Below are 19,886 nucleotides of genomic sequence, written 5' to 3'. Positions count from 1 at the left end.
TGTCGCGGCGGTCACGGGTCGGCTCGGGGCGACCAGTCCAGGCAGATGATCAGGGCGTCGTCCGCAAGCTCGGCGCCCGCGTGATACTCACGAAGGCTCCGCATGACGCTGCTGATCGCCTCGGCCGGTGGCTGCAACCGGGTCGATCGTATGGCACGGCTCAACTCACGCTCACCGAACGTCGCCTCGTTCGGCCGGATGGCGGCATGCACCCCGTCGCTGACTACGAAAATCCGATCGCCTGGGTTCAACGTGGTGTGTTCCTCGACGTAGCGGGTGTCGCCGAACATTCCCAGCGGCAGCTGGGCATCGAGGGCCATGTCGCGCACCTGCCCGTTGCGGACCAGGATCATGCGCGGCGAGCCGGCGTCGATCATGCGCAGCTCGCCGGTGGTGGTGTTCAGCGCGAGCAGGAGGGTGGCCACGTGCCGCGCCCCGCCGTACTGGGAGTAGATCGCGTCCGCCGCGAGCACCGCCTGGTCGGTCAGGTCGCCGGGGCGGGACTGCCCCGCCGGGATCGAGCGGCGGGCGTTGCGCATCGCGTTGACCGCGAGCGTGGTGAGCAGGGCCGCGTCGAGGCCGCTGCCCATGCCGTTGAGCGCGGTCACGGTGAGCCAGTCGCCGTTGATCGCCCAGTCGAAGTGGTCGCCGCCGACCGTGTAGGCCGGCTCCAGCTGCCCGGCGAACTTCACGCCCGGCTGCTCATAGGCCCGGGCCGGCAGCAGGTCCCACTGCATCTCGGCGGCCATGGTCAGCCGGCCGCTGCGCCGCCGGTCCAGGTGGTAGCGGTCGGTGCGCCGGTAGGCGGCCGACAGCGCCACCGCGAAGCTCTCCGCCAGCTCCTCCAGCCGCGGCCGCTCGGCCGGCACCCGGTCGGCGTCCAACCCGACGCTGAGCACGCCGACCCGCTCGCCCCAGGCGCTCACCGGCAGGTGCAGCCGGGCGAGGGACTGCCCGTCGCGGGCCTCCACCACCGGGGTCTGGCTCGCGAACGCCCGCATCGCCGAGCCGAGCTGCTCGCCGAGGGCCTCCTCGGGCTCGGCTCCGCTCGGCGACAGCGTCGTGGTGCGGTAGTCGGCCAGCCAGACCGTGCTGCTTTTGGTGCCGTGGGTCGCGCTCAGATACGCGTCGAGGGTCTCCACCAGGCGATCCGGTGGAGTGATGCGCAGTGCTTTGTCGATGGAGCCAACGCCGGACATTCGAGCCTTTCGCCAGCCTTTGCTTGCCGTGCGGCAAATAATATAAGGCAGGTATTCCGGCTCTCTTGTACCCACTCCCACGAGAGATCTACACCCAGCGAGAGCCCAGCCACATTCTGGAGAACCACTGGGTATACGAAATGTCCATTCCCGCGTAGATCGGGTAGAAATACGCGAAGCAGGCGGCCACGAGCAGCATGTAGGCGCCGACGATGATCGAGCCGATGAGCCGCTGGTCACTGTTGGGCCGCAGCTTGCGGGCCGGGCCGAGGATCGCGCCGAGCACGTAGACCACGGCCAGCACCAGGAACGGCTCGGCCGGCAGGCAGTAGAAGTAGAACATCGTGCGGTGCTCGGGCATCTCGTTGAACCAGGGCAGGATGCCGGTCAGCGCGCCCGCCATGATCAGCCAGGCGCGGCCGTCGCGGCGGGCGACGGCGAGCCAGCCGAGCGCGACGAGCGCGGGCAGGAACGACCACCACAGCAGCGGGGTGCCGAGCAGCAGGATCTCGGAGGCGCAGCTGGGCGCGCCGCAGGGGCCGGACTGGTCCCAGTAGAAGGCCACCGGGCGGCCCAGCAGGAGCCACTGCCACGGCCACGACTGGTACTGGTGCTTGGTGCTCAGCCCGGTGTGGAACGCGTACGCCTCGGAGTGGTAGTGCCACAGGTTCACCAGCGGGTCGATGAACCGGTCGTGCGGCAGGCCGTTGCTCTCGGCGTACCAGTGCCGGAAGTACCCGCCGTCGGAGAGGAACCAGCCCCACCAGCAGTTGATGTAGACGACCAGGGCGATGACGAAGATCGCGAAGAACCAGATCGAGGCGGTGCTGAGGAAGGTGTCGAGCACCCAGTGCTTGACACCGGCGCTGCGGCGGGCGCTGAGATCGAACAGCCAGATGGCGACGGCGAAGATCGCGACGTAGTAGATGCCGCTCCACTTCACGCCGCAGGCCAGGCCCAGCGAGATCGCGCACAGCAGGCGGTACCAGGGGAAGCCGAGTCGTGCGCGCAGGCCCGGCTTGCTCGCGTCGAACCCGTCCTCGAGGAGCCTCAGCCAGCGGGCCCGGCGTTGCTCGCGGTCGAGGACCAGGAAGAAGAACGCGACCACGATCCAGAACATCAGGAAGACGTCGAGCAGAGCCACCCGCGAGAGCACGAAGTGCATGCCGTCGAGGGACATGAGCAGGCCGGCGGCGCCCGCGAGGATCGTGGACCGGAACAGCTTGTAGGCGGCGATGATGATCAGCAGGATCGAGATGGCGCCGACCGTGACGGCGGAGATGCGCCACCCGAAGGAGTTGTAGCCGAAGAGCTGCTCGCCGATCCCGATCATCCACTTGCCGATGGGCGGGTGCACGACATACTGCGGCGTGTTGTCCTCGGGGTTCCACTCGACCCCGCGCTGCAGCAGGTCCTGCGCCTCGTTGGCGTAGTAGACCTCGTCGAAGATGACGTCCTTCGGATGCGCGAGATTGACCAGGCGCAGTAAGAGGCCGACGCCGGTGATCAGCGCCGCGACGAGCCAGAAGTTCAGGCCGCCCTTCGGCGCCCGGGCCAGCCGGCGGCGGACGATGTCGGGCACCACGCGCACCGTGGGCTCCGGCGCGGGGGCGGGGCTCTCCGGCTCGCTTGTCTGGGTCAGCACACCCGAGGTCATTGGGCGATCGTAGGGGTCGGGATGCCACCATCGCACATGTGCCGTTGATTCTGCTCGGAGCGCCGCTGGGAAATCCCGAGGACGCGTCCCCCCGCCTGCGTGAAACACTCGCAACCGCCGATGTCGTCGCGGCCGAGGACACGCGCCGGCTGGGGCGGCTCGCGCAACACCTCGGCGTCGAGATCACCGGTCGATTGGTGAGCTATTTCGAGGGCAACGAGGAGCGGCGCACCCCGGATCTCGCCGAGGAGCTCGCCGCCGGGCGCACCGTCGCCGTGGTCACCGACGGGGGCATGCCGAGCGTCTCCGACCCCGGCTTCCGGCTGGTGCGCGCCGCCGTGGCGCTCGGCGTGCCGGTCACCGCCGCCCCCGGCCCGAGCGCCGTCGTGACCGCGCTCGCCGTGTCGGGACTGCCGTGCGACCGCTTCTGCTTCGAGGGGTTCCCGCCCCGCAAACAGGCAGAGCGGCGTTCGTACTTCACGGCGCTGGCCGCCGAGCCGAGAACCCTGGTCTTCTTCGAGTCCCCGCACCGCATCGCCGCCACGCTGGCCGATCTCGCGCAGGCCTTCGGCGACGACCGCCCGGCGGCGCTGTGCCGCGAGCTGACGAAGACGTACGAGGAGATCCGCCGCGGCACCCTGGCCGCCCTGGCCGCGGACGCCGAGACGGCCCGGGGCGAGATCACGCTCGTGGTCGCGGGCGCGCCCCCGGTCGCGGCGGGGCGCCCCTCCGACGAGGCCCTGGCGGCCGAGGTGGCCGAGCTGGTGGCCGCGGGGGCCGATCGCAAGGAGGCGACCCTGGACGTGGCCAAGCGGCACGGCCTGGCCAAGCGCGAGGTCTACGCGGCGGTCATCGCACACAAGTAAGGCCCTCTCGGCAGCGTGTCTCGGTCGGCTGGGTTCGCGGCGCTCTCTGTTTGCGGCGGTCTTTGTTTGCGGCGGTCTTTTTTTGCGGTTGGCGCGGTCGCGGTGCTGGTTCAGTACGCGGCGAGCACGATCGCGGCGGCCAGCACGATCGGGGCGGTCATGGTCAGGGTCCAGGCCGTGAGGCGGTCGCGCAGGCGGGCGAAGCGCCAGGCCCCGGTCAGCCAGGCCAGCAGGAGCCCGCACAGCAGCACCAGCCCGAACCCGGTGGCCCAGCGCACCCGCAGGCCGGACGGGTTGCCGGCGTAGGCGACCCGGCCGCCCGGCACCATCACCGCGGCCACCGAGGAGCCGGTGGGCTCGTCGAGCCCCATCAGCCGGGTGCCGTCGACCGCCTCCGCGCCCGGACGGGTGAACTCGGCCAGGCACCGGCGCAGCACTCCGGTGCCCTTGCACGAGGTGATCTCGGCGGTGCCCCGCACCCGGTGCCCCATGTCCAGCCAGAACGGCTCGGCGCTGGTCCACGCGAAGAACCCGGTGAGCAGCGCGACGACGAGCATCGCGGTGAGCCCGGCGACCGGGCCGCGCGCGGGCCGCACCCGGCGCTGGCGGGCCCGGCGCTGGGGGGCGCTGCGGCGGTCGTCGCGGGGCTGGCGCATGACCCGCATCGCCGGCGGCGGCCACGCCTCGGACCGCCCGGCGAGGTGGTCGGCGACGGCGGCCCGCCCGGCCTCGTGCGCCGCGAGCTCGTCGGCCGCGGTCTTGTAAGCCTCGGTCGAATACGTCCCGGTCGAATATGCCTCGGTCGCGTCGGCTTCGGTCGCATCGGCTCCGGCGTGCGCCGCCGAGCTGTCGTGCAGTGCCAGCGTGGTGGTCGTCGGCCACAGCGGGAAGTGCTCGGCGGCGGTCTCCCCGGCGGCCGACGGGGGCACGGCGGCGCCGCGCTCCTCGGAACCGGACGCGGGCTGAGCGGCGGCCGGCACCAGGACCCGGACCGGCGGAATCCCCGCGGCCTCACCCCGCCATCCCCGGGTCGCGGCGGTGTTCCCTGCCCCTGCACGCCGAACTGCCCCTGCGCGCCGAACTGCCTCTTCGCTCACGTTTTCATTGGACAACGGGCGATAGCCGACTTTTCGGACGTGGCACGCGTGTCGGGAGAACTTATCTGGTTCCGCAACACAACTATCCTGTTCGCGGAACACCACGACGGGTCACTACGCTTTCAGGTCATGAGTCGTGTTCTCGCCGCGGTCGCCTGGCCTTACGCCAACGGCCCGCGCCACATCGGTCACGTGTCCGGATTCGGGGTGCCCTCCGACGTCTTCAGCCGCTACATGCGGATGGCCGGCCACGACGTGCTGATGGTCTCGGGCACCGACGAGCACGGCACGCCGATCCAGGTGCAGGCCGACGCGGAGGGCGTGACCCCGCGCGAGCTGGTGGACCGCTACAACCGCGTGATCGTCGAGGACCTGCACGGCCTCGGGCTGTCCTACGACCTGTTCACCCGCACCACCACCGGCAACCATTACCAGGTCGTGCAGGAGCTCTTCGCGGGGCTCTACGACAACGGGTACATCATCGCCAAGACCACGCTCGGCGCGATCTCCCCGTCGACCGGGCGCACGCTGCCCGACCGGTACATCGAGGGAACCTGCCCGATCTGCGGCTACGACAGCGCCCGCGGCGACCAGTGCGACAACTGCGGCAACCAGCTCGACCCCGACCAGCTGATCAACCCGCGCTCGAAGATCAACGGGGAGACCCCGGAGTTCGTCGAGACCGAGCACTTCTTCCTCGACCTGCCCGCGTTCGCCGACCAGCTCAACGCCTGGCTCGACACCCGCGAGGGCTGGCGGCCCAACGTGCTGAAGTTCTCCCGCAACCTCATCGACGACCTCCAGCCGCGGGCGATCACCCGCGACCTGGAGTGGGGCGTGCCGATCCCGCTGGAGGCGTGGCGCGACCGCGCCGACAAGCGCATCTACGTGTGGTTCGACGCGGTGATCGGCTACCTGTCGGCCTCGATCGAGTGGGCCCGCCGCACCGGCGACCCCGAGGCCTGGCGGCAGTGGTGGCAGGACCCGCAGGCCGAGGGCTACTACTTCATGGGCAAGGACAACATCGTCTTCCACTCGGTGATCTGGCCCTCGATCCTGCTGGGCTACTCCGGGCCGAAGCCGCAGTCCCTGGGCGCGCTGAACCTGCCCACCGAGGTGGTCTCCTCGGAATACCTCACGATGGAGGGCAAGAAGTTCTCCTCGTCCCGCCGCGTGGTCATCTACGTGCGGGACTTCCTCGAGCGCTACGACGCCGACGCGCTGCGCTACTTCATCGCCGTGGCCGGCCCCGAGTCCAACGACACCGACTTCACCTGGTCGGAGTTCCGCCGGCGCAACAACGACGAGCTCGTGGCCGGCTGGGGCAACCTGGTCAACCGCTCGATCTCGATGGCCGCCAAGAACTTCGGCGAGATCCCGGCCGCGGGCGAGCGCACCGCGGAGGACGACGCGCTGCTGGCCGCCGTCCGGGCCGGCTTCGAGTCGGTCGGGCAGCTGCTGGGCAAGCACCGGCAGAAGGCCGCCATCACCGAGGCGATGCGGATCGTCGGCGAGGTCAACAAGTACTTCTCCGACCAGGCCCCGTGGAAGCTCAAGGAGGACAAGGCCCGCATGGGCACCGTCCTGCACGTGGCGCTGCAGGCCGTGCGCGACTGCAACACGCTGCTCACGCCGTTCCTGCCGCACGCCGCCCAGCGCATCCACGAGCTGCTCGGCGGCACCGGGGTGCACGCGCCGATGCCCGAGATCCGCGAGGTCGAGGACCTCGACAACGGCCTCTCCTACCCGGTGCTGATGGGCGACTACACCGTCGGCACCAAGTGGGAGCCGGTCGACATCGAGGCCGGGACCAAGCTCGAGGCCCCGACCCCGGTGTTCAAGAAGCTGGACGAGTCGATCGTGGAGGAAGAGCTCGCGCGCCTGCAGAGCTAGCCGCGGCCGAGCTGACCGCCGGGCAGCAGCGCGAACGCGCCGGCAAGAAGTGCCCGCGAAGCGCGGCAAGAAGTGCCCGCGAAGCGCGGCAAGAAGTGCCCGCGAAGCGGGCATGGGGGGTGCGGGGTGGGAACCCCCCGCCGCGTACCCCGCGAAGCGGGCGCCAGGCCTATAACTGATACCAGTGGTCGCTCTCGTGGGCGTCGGTCACCTCGCTGGCCGGCGCCCACGCCTCGTAGAGGCCGCGCTCGACGCAGTGGGCGCCTAGCCGGGCTACCTGGTCGCCGTCCGGGCGGGACAGACGCAGGCGCAGCCAGTCGCCCTCCTGGCGGATCACCGTGCAGCGGGCGTCGCGCCAGGTGGCCCACGGCACCCGGCGGGCCAGGGTCTCCAGGGGGTAGCGGGCCGCGCGGGTCTTCGCCGCCACCCGGAACTCGCCCGGCGGGTCGACGATCGCCTCGAACACGTTGTCGCGGTAGGAGCCCACGTAGCGGGTCATCGGCGGGGTGACCGGGAAGTACTCCTGGTCGGAGGAGTTCGGCAGCAGGTGGCGCCACTGCGGGCCGTGCATCCGGCTCCAGGCGCGCTGCTCCGGCAGGTAGGTGTAGAGCGTGACCTCGGTGCCGTCGCCGGTGTAGGCGACCAGCGACGTGTTCGCCGGCACCGGCAGCTCGGCCAGGTCGGCGGTGACGAACTCGGGCACGATGTGCCTGCCGCTGGGGGCGAAGCCGGTGCCGATCACGGGCGGGCCGAGGCGGTCGTGCGGGGGCATGGTCACCAGCCCGCCGTAGTTGCCCGCCAGCGGCACGTCGTAGTCGTGGGCGTCCACGGCCCGCCAGCGCACCGCGAAGACCACGCCGCCGGTGTTCTCGCCGGACAGGATGGCCAGGTCCTCGGGGGTCCGCAGGTGGGCGACGTCGAAGGCGCGGTAGCAGAAGCCGCTGATCGGCCAGCCCTTGAGGTACCCCTGCAGCTGCCGGCCGGAGAGGAACTTGATCATCCGGGTGCCCCGCCGGACGACCGCGGTGCGGCGGATCGGGGCGAGCGCGGACGCGGCGGCCGGGGTCTGGCTCAGCCGGTGGATGGTGGGCCAGTCCAGCGCCCGGGTGACCGGCATCAGCAGCGGCTCGTCCTCCAGCCCGTCGAGGGCGGACGTCACCTCCGTGGCGTGCACGAAGCGGCGGTACGGCCACTTCGCGCCCGGCCTCGGGTTGGGCAGGAACCCGGGGGCCGCGTGGGTCGCATACACCTCGTAGGCCGCGCCCTGGGCGATCTCCTCGGCCGGGTAGCTGACCCCGTCGATCGTCACGCTGTGGGTCGCGGACCCTTCCGCGTGTCCGATTACCGTCACCTGCCCGACGCTAGGGCCGGGTGATTGTGACTCGGTGAACGGCGCGTTAACGGAAAATCGAGGGTGGCATGCTTGACCCCGATGAGTGCGAGAAAACACAGTCGCCAGGGCGCCTTCCCGCCCGCGCCCGAGCCGCTGCCGGTCAGGGTGCTCGACAGCCACACCCACATCGACATCACCCTCGACGGGGATGCGGCCGACGGGCCGGCCACGATCGAGGACGCGATCGCCCGCGCGACCGCCGCCGGCGTGGACCGCCTGGTGCAGGTCGGCGTCGACGTCGAGTCGTCGCGGTGGGGCGTCGAGGCCGCACAGCGCCACCCGGCGGTGCTCGCCACCGTGGCGCTGCACCCCAACGACGCGCCCCGGCTGGCCGACCTCGACGGCGCGCTGCGCGAGATCGAGCGCCTCGCCGCCCACCCGCGGGTGCGGGGCATCGGCGAGACCGGGCTGGACTACTTCCGCACCGGCGACGAGGGGCGCAAGGCCCAGCACGAGAGCTTCCGCGCGCACATCGCCATCGCCAAGCGGCACGGCAAGGCGCTGGTCATCCACGACCGCGACGCGCACGAGGACATCCTGGCCGTCATCGACGAGGAGGGCGCGCCGGACCAGGTGGTCATGCACTGCTTCTCCGGCGACGAGGACTTCGCCCGGGAGTGCCTCGACCGCGGCTTCCTGCTCAGCTTCGCGGGCACGGTGACCTTCGGCAACGCCGCCCACCTGCGCCGGGCGGCGGCCATCACCCCGCTGGACGCGATCCTGGTCGAGACCGACGCGCCGTTTCTCACCCCGATGCCCTTCCGCGGCCGGCCGAACGCGTCCTACCTGATCCCGCTGACGGTCCGGGCCCTGGCCGAGGTCACCGGGCACGACCTGGCCGCCCTCTGCGCCGCGATCTCCGCCAACGGCGAACGAGCCTTCGGCAGCTGGACGTGACCCTCCTCGGCCCCGCCGACGTGCGGCAGCTGGCGGACCGCCTCGGCATCCGCCCCACGAAGCAGCTCGGGCAGAACTTCGTGCATGACCCCAACACGGTGCGCCGGATCGTGCGCGCCGCCGATCTCGCCCCCGGCGACCTCGTGCTGGAGGTCGGGCCGGGGCTGGGCTCGCTGACCCTGGCGCTGCTGGAGCACGGCAACCCGGTCTGCGCCGTCGAGATCGACCCGCCGCTGGCCGCGGCGCTGCCCGAGACGGTGCGGCAGTTCGCGCCGGAGCAGGCCGAGCGGCTCACCGTGATCGCCGGGGACGCGCTGCGGGCCGACCTGTCCGGGGTGAAGCCGACGGCGCTGGTGGCGAACCTGCCGTACAACGTCGCCGTCCCGGTCGTGCTGCACCTGCTGGCGACCGTGCCCTCCCTGCGGCGCGGCCTGGTGATGGTGCAGAAGGAGGTCGCCGACCGGCTCACCGCCGGGCCGGGATCGCGGGTCTACGGCGTGCCGAGCGTGAAGCTGGCCTGGTATGCGACCGCGCGCCAGGCCGGCAAGGTGCCCGCCGCCGTCTTCTGGCCCGTGCCGAACGTCGAGTCCGGGCTGGTCGGCTTCGAGGTGCACGACGGGCCCGGCAGGGTCGGCTCTGATCGCGCGCCGACCTTCGCCGTGATCGACGCCGCCTTCGCCCAGCGCCGCAAGACGCTGCGGGCCGCCCTGGCCGGCTGGGCCGGGGGCGCGCCGGAGGCCGAGCGCATCCTGCGGGCGGCCGGGGTCGACCCGGGGCTGCGCGGCGAGCAGCTCACGGTGGACGACTTCACCCGGATAGCGAGCCAACGCGGTCCCGGCAACTCGCCCGGGTAGGGTGCAGCAGTGACCGAGCCGCTCTTCTCCGAGGACGAGGAGTTCGATCGGCCGCGCCTGGCCGCGCACGGACCGGTCCGGGTCCGCGTGCCCGCGAAGATCAACCTCCACCTGCACGTCGGGCCGGCGCGTCCGGACGGCTTCCACGAGCTGACCACCGTCTACCACGCGATCGGCCTCTACGACGAGCTCACCGCCCGCCGCGGCGACACGCTCACGCTCACCATGGAGGGCGAGGGCACCGGCGCGCTGTCGCTGGGCGAGGACAACCTCGTCATGCGCGCGGTGCGGGCGCTGGCCGCCGAGACCGGGCACGACGCCCACGCGCGGCTGCACCTGAAGAAGCAGATCCCGATCGCGGCCGGGCTGGCCGGCGGCAGCGCCGACGCCGCCGCCGCGCTCGTGGCCTGCGACCACCTGTGGGGCACCGGGATGTCCCGCGACGACCTGGCCGCCATCGCCGCCACGCTGGGCTCGGACATCCCGTTTCTGGTGCTCGGCGGCACCGCGCTGGGCACCGGGCGGGGCGAGCTCGTGAGCCCCGTGCTCACCGGCGGGCACGCCTGGCACTGGGTGCTCGCCGTGGCCGACGAGGGGCTGTCGACGCCGGTGGTGTACCGCACGTTCGACCAGCTCGGCGGCAACTCCACCGCCGGAGCGCCGGACGACCTGCTCGCGGCGCTGCGCCAGCGGGACCCCGAGGTGCTCGCCGACCGGCTCGCCAACGACCTGCAGGCCGCCGCGCTGCACCTGCGCCCCGAGCTGCGCGCGGTGCTCGACGCCGGGCTGGACGCGGGCGCCCTGGCCGGCCTGGTCTCCGGCTCCGGCCCGACCTGTGTGTTCCTGGCCGAGGACGCCCGGCACGCCGCGCTGCTCGCCGCCGAGCTGGAGTCGCGCCAGTGCTGCCGCGCCGTGAAGACCGCCGTCGGTCCCGTCCCCGGCGCCCGAGTGCTGTGAGGGCGTAGATGGCCAACATCGTCAGTCTCGACAAGGTCTCCAAGACCTACCCGGCCGGGCGCATCTTCGACGAGGTGTCCCTCGGCATCGACGACAGCGACCGGATCGGCATCGTCGGGCTCAACGGCGCCGGCAAGACGACCCTGCTGCGGATGCTCACCAAGGCCGAGGAGCCCGACGAGGGCCGGGTCACCCACCGCCGCGACCTGCGTGTCGCCGCGCTGCCGCAGACCCTCGACCTGCCGCCGCAGGCCACCGTCCGCGACGTCATCGTCGGCACCGCCTGGCTGCCGGCCGGGTTCGCCGCCGAGCACGAGTGGGCGGGCGACGCGGGCGTGCGCACGGTGCTGGGCGGGCTCGGCATGCCGCACCTGGGCCTGGACGCGCCCGTCGGCCCGATGTCCGGCGGCGAGCGGCGCCGCGTCGCGCTCGCCGCGCTGCTGGTGCGCCCGGCCGACCTGCTCATCCTCGACGAGCCCACCAACCACCTCGACGTGGCCGGCATCGCCTGGCTGGCCCGGCACCTGCTGCAGCGCCGCGGCGCGCTCATCGTCGTCACCCACGACCGCTGGTTCCTCGACGCGGTGTGCACGACCACGTGGGAGGTCGCCGACGCGACCGTGCGCGCCTACGAGGGCGGCTACGCGGCCTGGACGCTGGCCCGGGCCGAGCGGGTGCGGGTGGCGGCCGAGACCGAGTCCCGCCGGCAGAACCTGCTGCGCAAGGAGATCGCCTGGCTGCGCCGCGGCCCGCCGGCGCGCACCAGCAAGCCCAAGTTCCGCATCGACGCGGCCAACGCGCTCATCGCCGACGTCCCGCCCGCCCGCGACACCGTGTCGCTGCAGCGCCTCGCCGTGACCCGGCTGGGCAAGCAGGTCTACGAGCTCGACGGCGTCACGCTGCAGGCGGGGGAGCGGACCCTGCTCGGGCCCACCGACTGGATCGTCGGGCCCGGCGACCGCATCGCCGTGCTCGGGGCCAACGGCGCGGGCAAGACCACGCTGCTGCGCGTGCTCGCGGGCGTCCGCGAGCCCGACGGCGGCCGGGTCCTGCGCGGCACCACGGTCCGCCCGGCGTTCCTGTCACAGGAACTGCGCGAGCTGCCCAACGACCTGCGGCTGCTGGAGGCGGTCGAGGAGGTGGCCAAGCGGGTCAAGCTCGGCGACCGGGAGCTGTCCGCCGCCCAGCTGGCCGAGGTCTTCGGCTTCACCGGGGCCCGGGTCTGGACCCCGGTCGGCGACCTCTCCGGCGGCGAGCGGCGCCGGCTGCAGCTGCTGCGCCTGCTGGCCACCGAGCCCAACGTGCTGCTGCTGGACGAGCCGACGAACGACCTGGACATCGACACCCTGGCCGCGCTCGAGGACCTGCTCGACACCTGGCCGGGCACGATCATCGTGGCCAGCCACGACCGGTACCTGGTCGAGCGGGTCGCCGACGCGGTCTACGGCATGCACGGCGACGGGCGGCTGCGGCACCTGCCGGGCGGCGTCGACGAGTACCTGGCCCACGTGTCGGACTCCTCGGGCTTCGGGGCGGCCAAGCCCCAGCCGACCGTCGCGGACCGGGCGCCCGACCTCAGGGCGAGCGAGAAGGACCAGAAGGCGGCGAAGAAGGAGCTGGCGAAGCTCGAGCGCAGCATCGACAAGCTGAGCCAGAAGGAGGCGCAGCTGCACGCGCAGCTCGCCGAGCACGCCACCGACTACGGGAAGATCACCGAGCTGGACGCTCAGCTTCGGGCCCTGCAGCAGGAAAAAGCCGATTTCGAGGAGCAATGGCTCGCCCTGGCCGAGATCGCCGGTTGAGGTCATCTTAGGATTGGCCCATGGCCTCACACTTCCCGGTCAACCACCACCTCCGGCCGCTCTACCGGCTGCTCTGCGTGGTGGCGGGCCTCTACATGCTCGTCTACGGCGTGGTCGGCTTCATCGCGACGTCCGGCTCGGACTTCTTCACCCGTGACGAGGCCGAGTGGGTGCTGGGCCTGCGCACGAACCCGGCGTTCGCCCTGCTCTCGATCGTCGCCGGCGTGATCGTGATCGGCGCGAACATCATCGGCCGCAACGTGGCCCACGCGATCAACACGCTCGCGGGCGTGGTGCTGACCGCGGTCGGCATGGCGTCGCTGGCCCTCATGCAGACAGAGGCGAACGTGTTCGCCTTCTCCATGGTCAACGTGATCGTCACCTTCATCCTCGCCGGGATCATCGGCACCGCGAGCCTCTACGACCGCGTCGGGCCGCCGGCCGCGGCCACGGCCGAGGAGCAGCACCGCCACAACGCCCGCGTGGCCTGACCGCCTGCCGGTCGCACGACCGTTCGCCAGGAGTTCGCACCGATTCCTTGCCCGCGCCGCCCCGCGGTGCTGGGCTGGGAAGATGCCGGACGCGCTACTGATCACCGAAGGTGATGACGAGCCGCCCGCCCGGGGCGAACTCCTGCTGCATGCGGACCTGCACAACCACACACGGCTCTCCGACGGGATCGGCTGGGCCGGCGAGGCGTTCGCCTCGATGCGGGCCGCCGGCCTCGACGTCGCCGCGGTGACCGACCACGCGTACGGCCCCTGCGAGCCCGCCAAGACCATCGACGACGAGGGCTGGCGGCGGCTCGGCAAGCTCGCCGACGCGGCCGACGAGCCCGGTGCGTTCGTGGCGCTGCGCGGCTTCGAGTGGTCGAGCACGGCGCTCGGGCACATGAACGTCTGGGGCGGCGACCGCTGGGTCGAGCCGCTGCAGACCGGCGGCGCGAGCACGGCGATCCCGGCGTTCTACGAGTGGCTCGCGGCCGGGGACGAGCTCGCCGGCTTCAACCACCCCGGGCGCGAGCCGGGTCGCTTCGGACTGTTCCGGTACGACCCGCGCCTGGCTCGCCGCCTGGTCGCACTCGAGATGTTCAACCGCGACGAGGACTACCTCTTCGAGGGCGTCGACGGCGGGGAGTTCTCGCCGCTGGTGGCCTGCCTGGACGCGGGCTGGCGGGTCGGGCTGGCCGGAGTGACCGACGAGCACCGCGAGGGCTGGGGATTCCACGAGGGCCTCGGGCGCACGGGCCTGTGGGCCCCGAGCCGCACCCGCGACGGGGTGCGGGCGGCGATGCTGGGCCGGCGCATGTTCGCGACCCGGGAGCGCGGGCTGCGGGCCGACGCGCGGCTGAACGGCACGGCGATGGGGCGGCACGTGCGGTACCAAGGCCGGATCGTGGAGATCGAGCTGGATTTCGCGGCGCCGGAGGAGTGGCTCGGGCACCCGCTGCGCCTGCAGGTGCTGCAGCGCGGCGAGCCGGTGCCGGAGGTGGTCGCCGAGCACGACTTCCGCGTCTCGGGCGGGACGCTGCGCCTGCGCACGCCGCTGGCCGAGGGCGACTGGACCGTCCTGCGGGTCACCGACCCGGCCCGCCCGGCCGACCCGCGGGCCGGGGACCTGCCCGGCTACCGCTCGGCCGGGCACGCCGTGGCCTACCTGAGCCCGTTCTTCACTTCCCCGCGCGGGTGACCAGGGTCGGCTTGCCCTCCATGTTGGACAGGCCGTTCCAGGCGAGGTTGACCAGGTGCGCGGCCACCACTTCCTTCTTGGGCTTGCGCACCTCCAGCCACCAGCGGCCGGTCAGCGCCACCATGCCGACGAGCGCCTGGGAGTAGAGCTCGGCGAGCTTCGGGTCGAAGCCGCGCCGCTTGAACTCCGCGCCCAGGATGTGCTCGGCCTGGTGGGCCACGTCGTTGAGCACGCTCATGAAGTTGCCGGTCGGGGACATCACCGGGGACTCGCGCACCAGCACCCGGAACCCGTCGGTCTCCGCCTCGATGTAGTCCAGCAGCGCCAGCGCCGCCTGCTCGAGCAGCTCGTGCGGGTGGCCGGCGGTCAGCGCGTTGGTGATCCGGTCGAGCAGCGAGCGCACCTCGCGGTCCACGACGACCGCGTAGAGGCCCTCCTTGCCGCCGAAGTGCTCGTAGACCACCGGCTTGGACACCTTCGCCCGTGACGCCACCTCCTCGATGGAGGTGGCGTCGAAGCCCCGCTCGGCGAACAGGGCGCGCCCGATGGCGATGAGCTGCTCACGGCGCTGTGCGGAGGGCATCCGCACCCGTGACTTGGTCGAGATCGCGGGCGGCGGCAGCGGCGGCCGCGGCTGCGCATGGTCCTCCGGGCGCTCGGTCACCCGTTCATCGTGCCAGCCGCGACGCGCTTGGCGTCGAGCCGGTCGCGCTTGGGCCAGCGGACGTTGGTCGCCCAGCCGAACTTCTCGAAGATCCAGATCAGCCGCGCGTTGATGTCGATCTGGCCCTTGTCCACGCCGTGGCGGGCGCAGGTCGGGTCGGCGTGGTGCAGGTTGTGCCAGCTCTCGCCGAAGGACAGGATCGCCAGCGGCCAGAAGTTGCTGGCCTTGTCGCCGTCGCGGGTCTCGAAGGGCCGCTCGCCGTAGACGTGGCAGATCGAGTTGATCGACCAGGTGACGTGGTGCAGCAGGCCGATGCGGATCAGGCCGGCCCAGAAGAACGCCGACAGCGCGCCCTGCCACGACCAGGTGACGAGGCCGGCGATGATCGCGGGCAGGCTCGCCGACAGGGTGACGATGAGCGGGAACGCCTTGTCGATGCGCTGGATGTCCTTGTCGGCCATCAGGTCGGGGGCGAAGCGCTCGCGGTTGGACAGCTCGCGGAAGAACAGCCAGCCCACGTGGGCGTAGAAGAGGCCCTTGACCAGGCCGCCGAAGGACTCGCCGAAGCGCCACGGCGAGTGCGGGTCGCCCTCGCGGTCGGAGAACGCGTGGTGGCGGCGGTGGTCGGCCACCCACTGCGTCGGGTTGCCCTCGATCGCGGTGCTGCCCGCGATCGTCAGCGCGATGCGCAGGCCGCGGTTGGCCTTGAACGCGCCGTGGGTGAGGTACCGGTGGAAACCGGTCCCGATGCCGAGTCCCCCGATGATGTAGAAGATCGCGCCGAGGACGACGTCGAGCCAGCTCAGGCCCCAGCCCCAGGCGACCGGGACGGCGGCGACCAGCGCGACGAACGGCAGGATCACGAAGGCCCACAGCGCGACGATGATCCCCGGGTGCTGCTTGCCCTCGGTGAGCGGCTTCGGCCCGCGATCGGGGCCGTCGGTGGACGTGGGATCAAGGACCGATACGGACATGGCACCTCTCAAGGGGAATCGTCACCGGGCGGAGCTACGCCTACGTCACCGTAACTTACGGGTGCGTAGGTTGGCCATATGGTGCTCGTGTCAAGGTGGTGACCCGGTGTTCCATTGTGATCTTCGTCGGTCCTGGCCCGACCCGGACGGCTGAACCTCGTTCCGCGGGGTGCCGGATGCCCCTGGGGCAAAAGGGATCGACGCGCAGGCTAGGCTTCAAACGGCGGTGGCAGTGGGGTGTGGGGTAACGGCAGCCCGCAGGCCTTTGGAGCCTCGCAGTCCTGGTTCGAATCCAGGCACCCCAGCCACCTGACTACGATGAGGCGCACCGACACCGTCGAGGAGCGCTCCGTGAGAAACGTGATCATCCTGGCCGCCGGCGAAGGCAAGCGGATGAAGTCCGCGGTCCCCAAGGTCCTGCATCCCCTGCTCGGGCGCACCCTGCTCGGGCACGTGCTGGCCGCCGCGGAGCCGTTCCTGGACAGCGGCACCGTGACCGTGGTCGTGGGCCACGGCGGCGCCCAGGTCCGCGAGCACCTGGCCGAGGTGGCGCCCGAGGCGCGGCCCGTCACCCAGGAGGAGCGGCGGGGCACCGGCCACGCCGTGCGCATCGCCCTCGACGCCAACCCCGAGCTGACCGGGACCGTGGTCGTGCTCAACGGCGACATCCCGCTGCTGCGTGCCGAGACCCTGGCCGCGCTCGTGCACACCCACGAGGCCACGAAGGCGGCGGCCACCGTGCTCACCGCCGAGGTCCCGGACCCCACCGGGCTCGGGCGCATCGTGCGCAACCGGGGCGGGGAGTTCGCGGCCATCGTCGAGGAGCGCGACGCGACGCCGGACCAGCGCGCGATCCGGGAGATCAACTCGGGGGCCTACGTCTTCGAGGCCACCGCGCTGCGCGAGATGCTCGGCAAGCTCTCCACGGACAACGACCAGGGTGAGGAGTACCTCACCGACGTCATCGCCCTGCTGGCGGCGGCCGGCTCCGCGATCGTCGCCCACCGCGCCCCGGACGCGACCGAGACCCTCGGCGCCAACGACCGCGCGGAGCTGGCCGGCCTGCGGGCGCTCATGCGTGACCGGATCAACACCGAGTGGATGCGCGCCGGGGTGGCCATCATCGACCCGGCCACCACCTGGATCGACGTGACCGTGACCCTCGAGCGCGACGCGGTCGTCGAGCCCAACACCCACCTGCGCGGCGCGACCAGCATCGGCGAGGGTGCCGTGGTCGGCCCGGACAGCTCGCTCATCGACGTGGTCGTCGGCCCCGGCGCCACGGTCGTGCGCACCCACGCCGTGTCCGCGCACGTCGGGCCGCAGGCCTCGGTCGGGCCGTTCGCCTACCTGCGCCCCGGCACCGAGCTCGGGCGCAAGTCCAAGGTCGGCACCTTCGTGGAGACCAAGGCCGCGACGCTGGGCGAGGGCGCGAAGGTGCCGCACCTGTCCTACGTCGGCGACGCCTCCATCGGCGAGCACACGAACATCGGCGCCGCCACGGTCTTCGTCAACTACGACGGCGTGCGCAAGCAGCGCTCGACCATCGGCGCCCACGCCCGCACCGGCGCCGACAACATGTTCGTGGCCCCCGTGACCATCGGTGACGGGGCGTACACGGCCGCCGGCAGCATCATCGTGAAGGACGTCCCGGCCGGCGCGCTCGGCGTCTCGCGTGCCCAGCAGCGCAACATCGAGGGCTGGGTGGAGCGCAAGCGGCCCGGCACCGCGGCCGCCGAGGCGGCGCAGGCGGCTCAGGCACGTGAAGAAAACCACGCCGGGGCCGGTCAGGTGGCTGAAACGGGTCTTCCCGACGAACAATGAGCGCAACCACGAGATCGGGAGCGGGCAACCCCAATGGCCAGCATCAGTTCGGAGAACCGCAAGAACCTCATGCTCTTCTCCGGCCGGGGGTTCCCCGCGCTGGCCGAGGAGATCGGCGCCGTGCTCGGGGTCGACCCGACCCCGATGGACGCCTACGACTTCGCCAGCGGTGAGATCTTCATCCGGTACCGCGAGAGCGTCCGCGGTTCCGACGCGTTCGTCGTGCAGTCGATGGTCTCGCCGATCAACGACTGGCTGATGGAGACGCTCATCATGGTCGACGCGCTCAAGCGCGGCTCGGCCAAGCGCACCACGGTCGTCCTGCCGTTCTACCCCTACGCGCGGCAGGACAAGAAGCACCGCGGCCGCGAGCCGATCTCCGCCCGGCTGATCGCCGACCTGCTCAAGACGGCCGGCGCCAACCGCATCCTCACCGTGGACCTGCACACCGCGCAGATCCAGGGCTTCTTCGACGGCCCGGTCGACCACCTGTTCGCCATGAACACCCTGGCCGACCACATCGAGGCCAAGTACGCGGGCCGCCCGATCACGGTCGTCGCGCCCGACTCCGGCCGGGTGCGCGTCGCCGAGCGGTGGACCGACCGGCTCGGCGGCTGCCCGCTGGCCTTCATCCACAAGACCCGCGACCCCAGCAAGCCCAACCAGGTCGTCGCCAACCGAGTGGTCGGCGAGGTCGAGGGCCGGGTCTGCCTCATCGTCGACGACATGATCGACACCGGCGGCACGATCGTCAGCGCCGCGGACATCCTCTTCAACGAGGGCGCGGCCGAGGTCGTGGTCGCCGCCACGCACCCTGTGCTCTCCGACCCCGCTTGTTCCCGGCTCGACGCCAGCCGGATCAGCGAGGTTGTGGTGACGAACACGCTGCCGCTGCCGCCCGACCGCAAGGTGGAGAAGATCACGCAGCTCTCGATCGCCCCGCTGCTCGCTCGGGCGATTCGTGAGGTGTTTGACGACGGCTCGGTGACGACCCTCTTCGGCGGGCTGTCCTAGAAGTTCTGCCCGAGTCGTGGCCGGGGGGGGACTCCGTCCCCCACGCCCCCGGCGGCGGTTTGTCCTGAGTTTCGGACTGCGTCATGCCTGTGGGGGAGGGTGTTCGTGCGCCGAACCGCCTCGGGTAAGCTAGGCAGGTTGCCACGGCGAGGGTGCTCCCCACGGGCCGGGCGTGCGGTTGTTGTGTGACTGCCGGGTGATTGTCACCCCGGCGGCCACCCACCAACCGGCATGACGGCCGAAGCGGGCTCCGTGATCGACGCGGCGCTTCGGGTCTGTGCCCCGTGCGCCCCCTCGCCCGAGCGCCGCATGAAGACAACTGTTAGCCGGTCGCGCAGGCCGGTGCCCGCCGCACAACCGCATCAGGAGTTCTGTCGTGTCCGAGGTAAAGATCAGCGCCGAGCCCCGCACGGAGTTCGGCAAGGGTGGTGCCCGCCGCACGCGCCGGGCCGGCAAGGTGCCAGCCGTGCTGTACGGCCACGGCGAGGCCCCCCGTCACATCGCCCTTCCCGCCCGTGAGTTCGCCGCGGCCATTCGCCACGGCGGCATGACCCAGGTCTTCAACATCGAGATCTCCGACGGCAGCGCCGCCCTGGCCCTGCCCAAGGCGATCCAGCGCGACCCGATCAAGGACACCTTCGACCACGTGGACCTGCTCGTGGTCCGCCGCGGCGAGAAGGTGACCGTCGAGATCCCCGTCCAGCTCACCGGTGACGCGGCCCGCGACACCCTGGTCATGACGGAGAGCAACACGATCGCCGTGCTGGCCGACGCGACCAAGCTGCCCGAGCACCTGGAGGCCTCGATCGAGGGCCTCGAGGCCGGCAGCCAGGTCAAGGCCGCCGACGTCAAGCTCCCCGCCGGCGTCGAGCTCGCCGCCGACCCCGAGCTGGTCGTCGCGATCGTCTCGGTCGCGCAGGACCAGACGATCGAGCCCGAGGGCACCGAGGAGGCGCCGGCCGAGGAGCCGGAGCCCGCGGCCGCCGAGGCCTGATCGGCGCACCAGCTTCGTCGAGTCGCGGGGGGGGGGGGGGGCGGGGCGCCGCGCGGTCCGCGGGTCGGAGCGGTGGGCGGTGCACCACGCCCCTCCCCCCCCCGGACGGCAG

The 19,886-nt window shown here is 71.9% G+C and carries 17 protein-coding genes and 1 tRNA gene; 12 read left to right on the top strand and 6 right to left on the bottom strand.

The annotated features are described in order from the left end of the window. Positions 1 to 11: 11 nt before the first annotated feature. Together ABT369_RS54880 and ABT369_RS54875 are read right to left on the bottom strand one after the other, a co-directional pair. Positions 12 to 1,142, bottom strand: a complete 1,131-nt coding sequence (locus ABT369_RS54880; protein WP_350626197.1) for a PP2C family protein-serine/threonine phosphatase — start codon at positions 1,140 to 1,142, stop codon at positions 12 to 14. Between the two features lie 145 nt (positions 1,143 to 1,287). Next, positions 1,288 to 2,856, bottom strand: a complete 1,569-nt coding sequence (locus ABT369_RS54875) for a dolichyl-phosphate-mannose--protein mannosyltransferase (protein ID WP_350626195.1) — start codon at positions 2,854 to 2,856, stop codon at positions 1,288 to 1,290. 44 nt (positions 2,857 to 2,900) lie between these two features. Between ABT369_RS54875 and rsmI the strand changes: the two genes are divergently transcribed. Next, positions 2,901 to 3,722: a 16S rRNA (cytidine(1402)-2'-O)-methyltransferase gene (gene rsmI, locus ABT369_RS54870; RefSeq protein ID WP_497986630.1), complete on the top strand. Its 822-nt coding sequence runs from the start codon at positions 2,901 to 2,903 to the stop codon at positions 3,720 to 3,722. 110 nt (positions 3,723 to 3,832) lie between these two features. Here the strand turns inward: rsmI and ABT369_RS54865 are convergent, their stop codons facing one another. Then, positions 3,833 to 4,651 carry a hypothetical protein gene (locus ABT369_RS54865; protein ID WP_350626193.1) on the bottom strand — a complete coding sequence of 273 codons (819 nt, stop codon included), beginning with the start codon at positions 4,649 to 4,651 and terminating at the stop codon, positions 3,833 to 3,835. Positions 4,652 to 4,948: 297 nt separating this feature from the next. Here ABT369_RS54865 and metG point away from each other — a divergent pair, with 297 nt between their 5' ends. After that, the gene (gene metG / locus ABT369_RS54860) at positions 4,949 to 6,712 is read left to right on the top strand and encodes a methionine--tRNA ligase (protein ID WP_350626191.1); all 1,764 of its coding nucleotides are present in this window, start codon (positions 4,949 to 4,951) and stop codon (positions 6,710 to 6,712) included. Positions 6,713 to 6,881: 169 nt separating this feature from the next. Here metG and ABT369_RS54855 read toward each other — a convergent pair whose 3' ends face one another. Beyond that, positions 6,882 to 8,063 (bottom strand): hypothetical protein, encoded by a 1,182-nt coding sequence (locus ABT369_RS54855; RefSeq protein ID WP_350626189.1) that lies wholly within the window; start codon positions 8,061 to 8,063, stop codon positions 6,882 to 6,884. An 81-nt stretch (positions 8,064 to 8,144) separates the two neighbouring features. On the opposite strand from ABT369_RS54855, the gene ABT369_RS54850 reads away from it, so the two are divergent. The 6 genes from ABT369_RS54850 to ABT369_RS54825 all read left to right on the top strand — a co-directional run bounded on the left by ABT369_RS54850 (position 8,145) and on the right by ABT369_RS54825 (position 14,304). After that, complete coding sequence (locus ABT369_RS54850; protein WP_350626187.1) at positions 8,145 to 9,002, top strand: TatD family hydrolase; 858 nt, start codon at positions 8,145 to 8,147, stop codon at positions 9,000 to 9,002. After that, positions 8,993 to 9,856 carry a 16S rRNA (adenine(1518)-N(6)/adenine(1519)-N(6))-dimethyltransferase RsmA gene (gene rsmA, locus ABT369_RS54845; RefSeq protein ID WP_350626227.1) on the top strand — a complete coding sequence of 288 codons (864 nt, stop codon included), beginning with the start codon at positions 8,993 to 8,995 and terminating at the stop codon, positions 9,854 to 9,856. Before ABT369_RS54850 ends, rsmA begins: the two co-directional genes overlap by 10 nt. 9 nt (positions 9,857 to 9,865) lie before the next feature. Beyond that, positions 9,866 to 10,813, top strand: a complete 948-nt coding sequence (locus tag ABT369_RS54840; protein ID WP_350626185.1) for a 4-(cytidine 5'-diphospho)-2-C-methyl-D-erythritol kinase — start codon at positions 9,866 to 9,868, stop codon at positions 10,811 to 10,813. An 8-nt stretch (positions 10,814 to 10,821) separates the two neighbouring features. Beyond that, positions 10,822 to 12,615: an ABC-F family ATP-binding cassette domain-containing protein gene (locus ABT369_RS54835; protein WP_350626183.1), complete on the top strand. Its 1,794-nt coding sequence runs from the start codon at positions 10,822 to 10,824 to the stop codon at positions 12,613 to 12,615. A gap of 20 nt (positions 12,616 to 12,635) precedes the next feature. After that, complete coding sequence (locus ABT369_RS54830; protein WP_350626181.1) at positions 12,636 to 13,106, top strand: DUF4383 domain-containing protein; 471 nt, start codon at positions 12,636 to 12,638, stop codon at positions 13,104 to 13,106. A gap of 82 nt (positions 13,107 to 13,188) precedes the next feature. Continuing rightward, on the top strand, positions 13,189 to 14,304 hold the full coding sequence (locus ABT369_RS54825) for a CehA/McbA family metallohydrolase (protein ID WP_350626179.1): 1,116 nt from the start codon (positions 13,189 to 13,191) through the stop codon (positions 14,302 to 14,304). On the opposite strand, the gene ABT369_RS54820 is transcribed toward ABT369_RS54825, so the two are convergent. Beyond that, positions 14,285 to 14,887: a TetR family transcriptional regulator gene (locus tag ABT369_RS54820; RefSeq protein ID WP_350626225.1), complete on the bottom strand. Its 603-nt coding sequence runs from the start codon at positions 14,885 to 14,887 to the stop codon at positions 14,285 to 14,287. The two genes, ABT369_RS54825 and ABT369_RS54820, sit on opposite strands and share 20 nt — an antisense overlap. Positions 14,888 to 14,964: 77 nt before the next feature. Next, complete coding sequence (locus ABT369_RS54815) at positions 14,965 to 15,942, bottom strand: acyl-CoA desaturase (RefSeq protein WP_350626177.1); 978 nt, start codon at positions 15,940 to 15,942, stop codon at positions 14,965 to 14,967. A 233-nt stretch (positions 15,943 to 16,175) separates the two neighbouring features. Between ABT369_RS54815 and ABT369_RS54810 the strand changes: the two genes are divergently transcribed. From ABT369_RS54810 to ABT369_RS54795, 4 genes are all read left to right on the top strand, one after another. After that, positions 16,176 to 16,250, top strand: a tRNA-Gln gene (locus tag ABT369_RS54810). A gap of 10 nt (positions 16,251 to 16,260) precedes the next feature. After that, a complete protein-coding gene (glmU, locus tag ABT369_RS54805; protein ID WP_350626175.1) occupies positions 16,261 to 17,766 on the top strand; it encodes a bifunctional UDP-N-acetylglucosamine diphosphorylase/glucosamine-1-phosphate N-acetyltransferase GlmU in 1,506 nt (501 codons plus the stop codon). Between the two features lie 33 nt (positions 17,767 to 17,799). Beyond that, complete coding sequence (locus ABT369_RS54800) at positions 17,800 to 18,780, top strand: ribose-phosphate diphosphokinase (protein WP_350626173.1); 981 nt, start codon at positions 17,800 to 17,802, stop codon at positions 18,778 to 18,780. A 376-nt stretch (positions 18,781 to 19,156) separates the two neighbouring features. Further along, the gene (locus ABT369_RS54795) at positions 19,157 to 19,774 is read left to right on the top strand and encodes a 50S ribosomal protein L25/general stress protein Ctc (RefSeq protein WP_350626171.1); all 618 of its coding nucleotides are present in this window, start codon (positions 19,157 to 19,159) and stop codon (positions 19,772 to 19,774) included. Positions 19,775 to 19,886: the final 112 nt, after the last annotated feature.

This window comes from Dactylosporangium sp. NPDC000244, assembly GCF_040300725.1.
GTDB lineage: Bacteria > Actinomycetota > Actinomycetes > Mycobacteriales > Micromonosporaceae > Dactylosporangium.
This window is presented reverse-complemented; position numbering and strand designations above follow the sequence as displayed.

Bases quoted from the DNA above. Each gene is read 5' to 3' on its own strand.
- ABT369_RS54875 (WP_350626195.1), bottom strand. From the start codon at position 2,856: ATGACCTCGGGTGTGCTGACCCAGACAAGCGAGCCGGAGAGCCCCGCC.
- metG (WP_350626191.1), top strand. From the start codon at position 4,949: ATGAGTCGTGTTCTCGCCGCGGTCGCCTGGCCTTACGCCAACGGCCCG.
- ABT369_RS54850 (WP_350626187.1), top strand. From the start codon at position 8,145: ATGAGTGCGAGAAAACACAGTCGCCAGGGCGCCTTCCCGCCCGCGCCC.
- ABT369_RS54835 (WP_350626183.1), top strand. From the start codon at position 10,822: ATGGCCAACATCGTCAGTCTCGACAAGGTCTCCAAGACCTACCCGGCC.
- ABT369_RS54830 (WP_350626181.1), top strand. From the start codon at position 12,636: ATGGCCTCACACTTCCCGGTCAACCACCACCTCCGGCCGCTCTACCGG.
- ABT369_RS54825 (WP_350626179.1), top strand. From the start codon at position 13,189: ATGCCGGACGCGCTACTGATCACCGAAGGTGATGACGAGCCGCCCGCC.
- ABT369_RS54820 (WP_350626225.1), bottom strand. From the start codon at position 14,887: ATGCCCTCCGCACAGCGCCGTGAGCAGCTCATCGCCATCGGGCGCGCC.
- ABT369_RS54815 (WP_350626177.1), bottom strand. From the start codon at position 15,942: ATGTCCGTATCGGTCCTTGATCCCACGTCCACCGACGGCCCCGATCGC.
- glmU (WP_350626175.1), top strand. From the start codon at position 16,261: ATGAGGCGCACCGACACCGTCGAGGAGCGCTCCGTGAGAAACGTGATC.
- ABT369_RS54800 (WP_350626173.1), top strand. From the start codon at position 17,800: ATGGCCAGCATCAGTTCGGAGAACCGCAAGAACCTCATGCTCTTCTCC.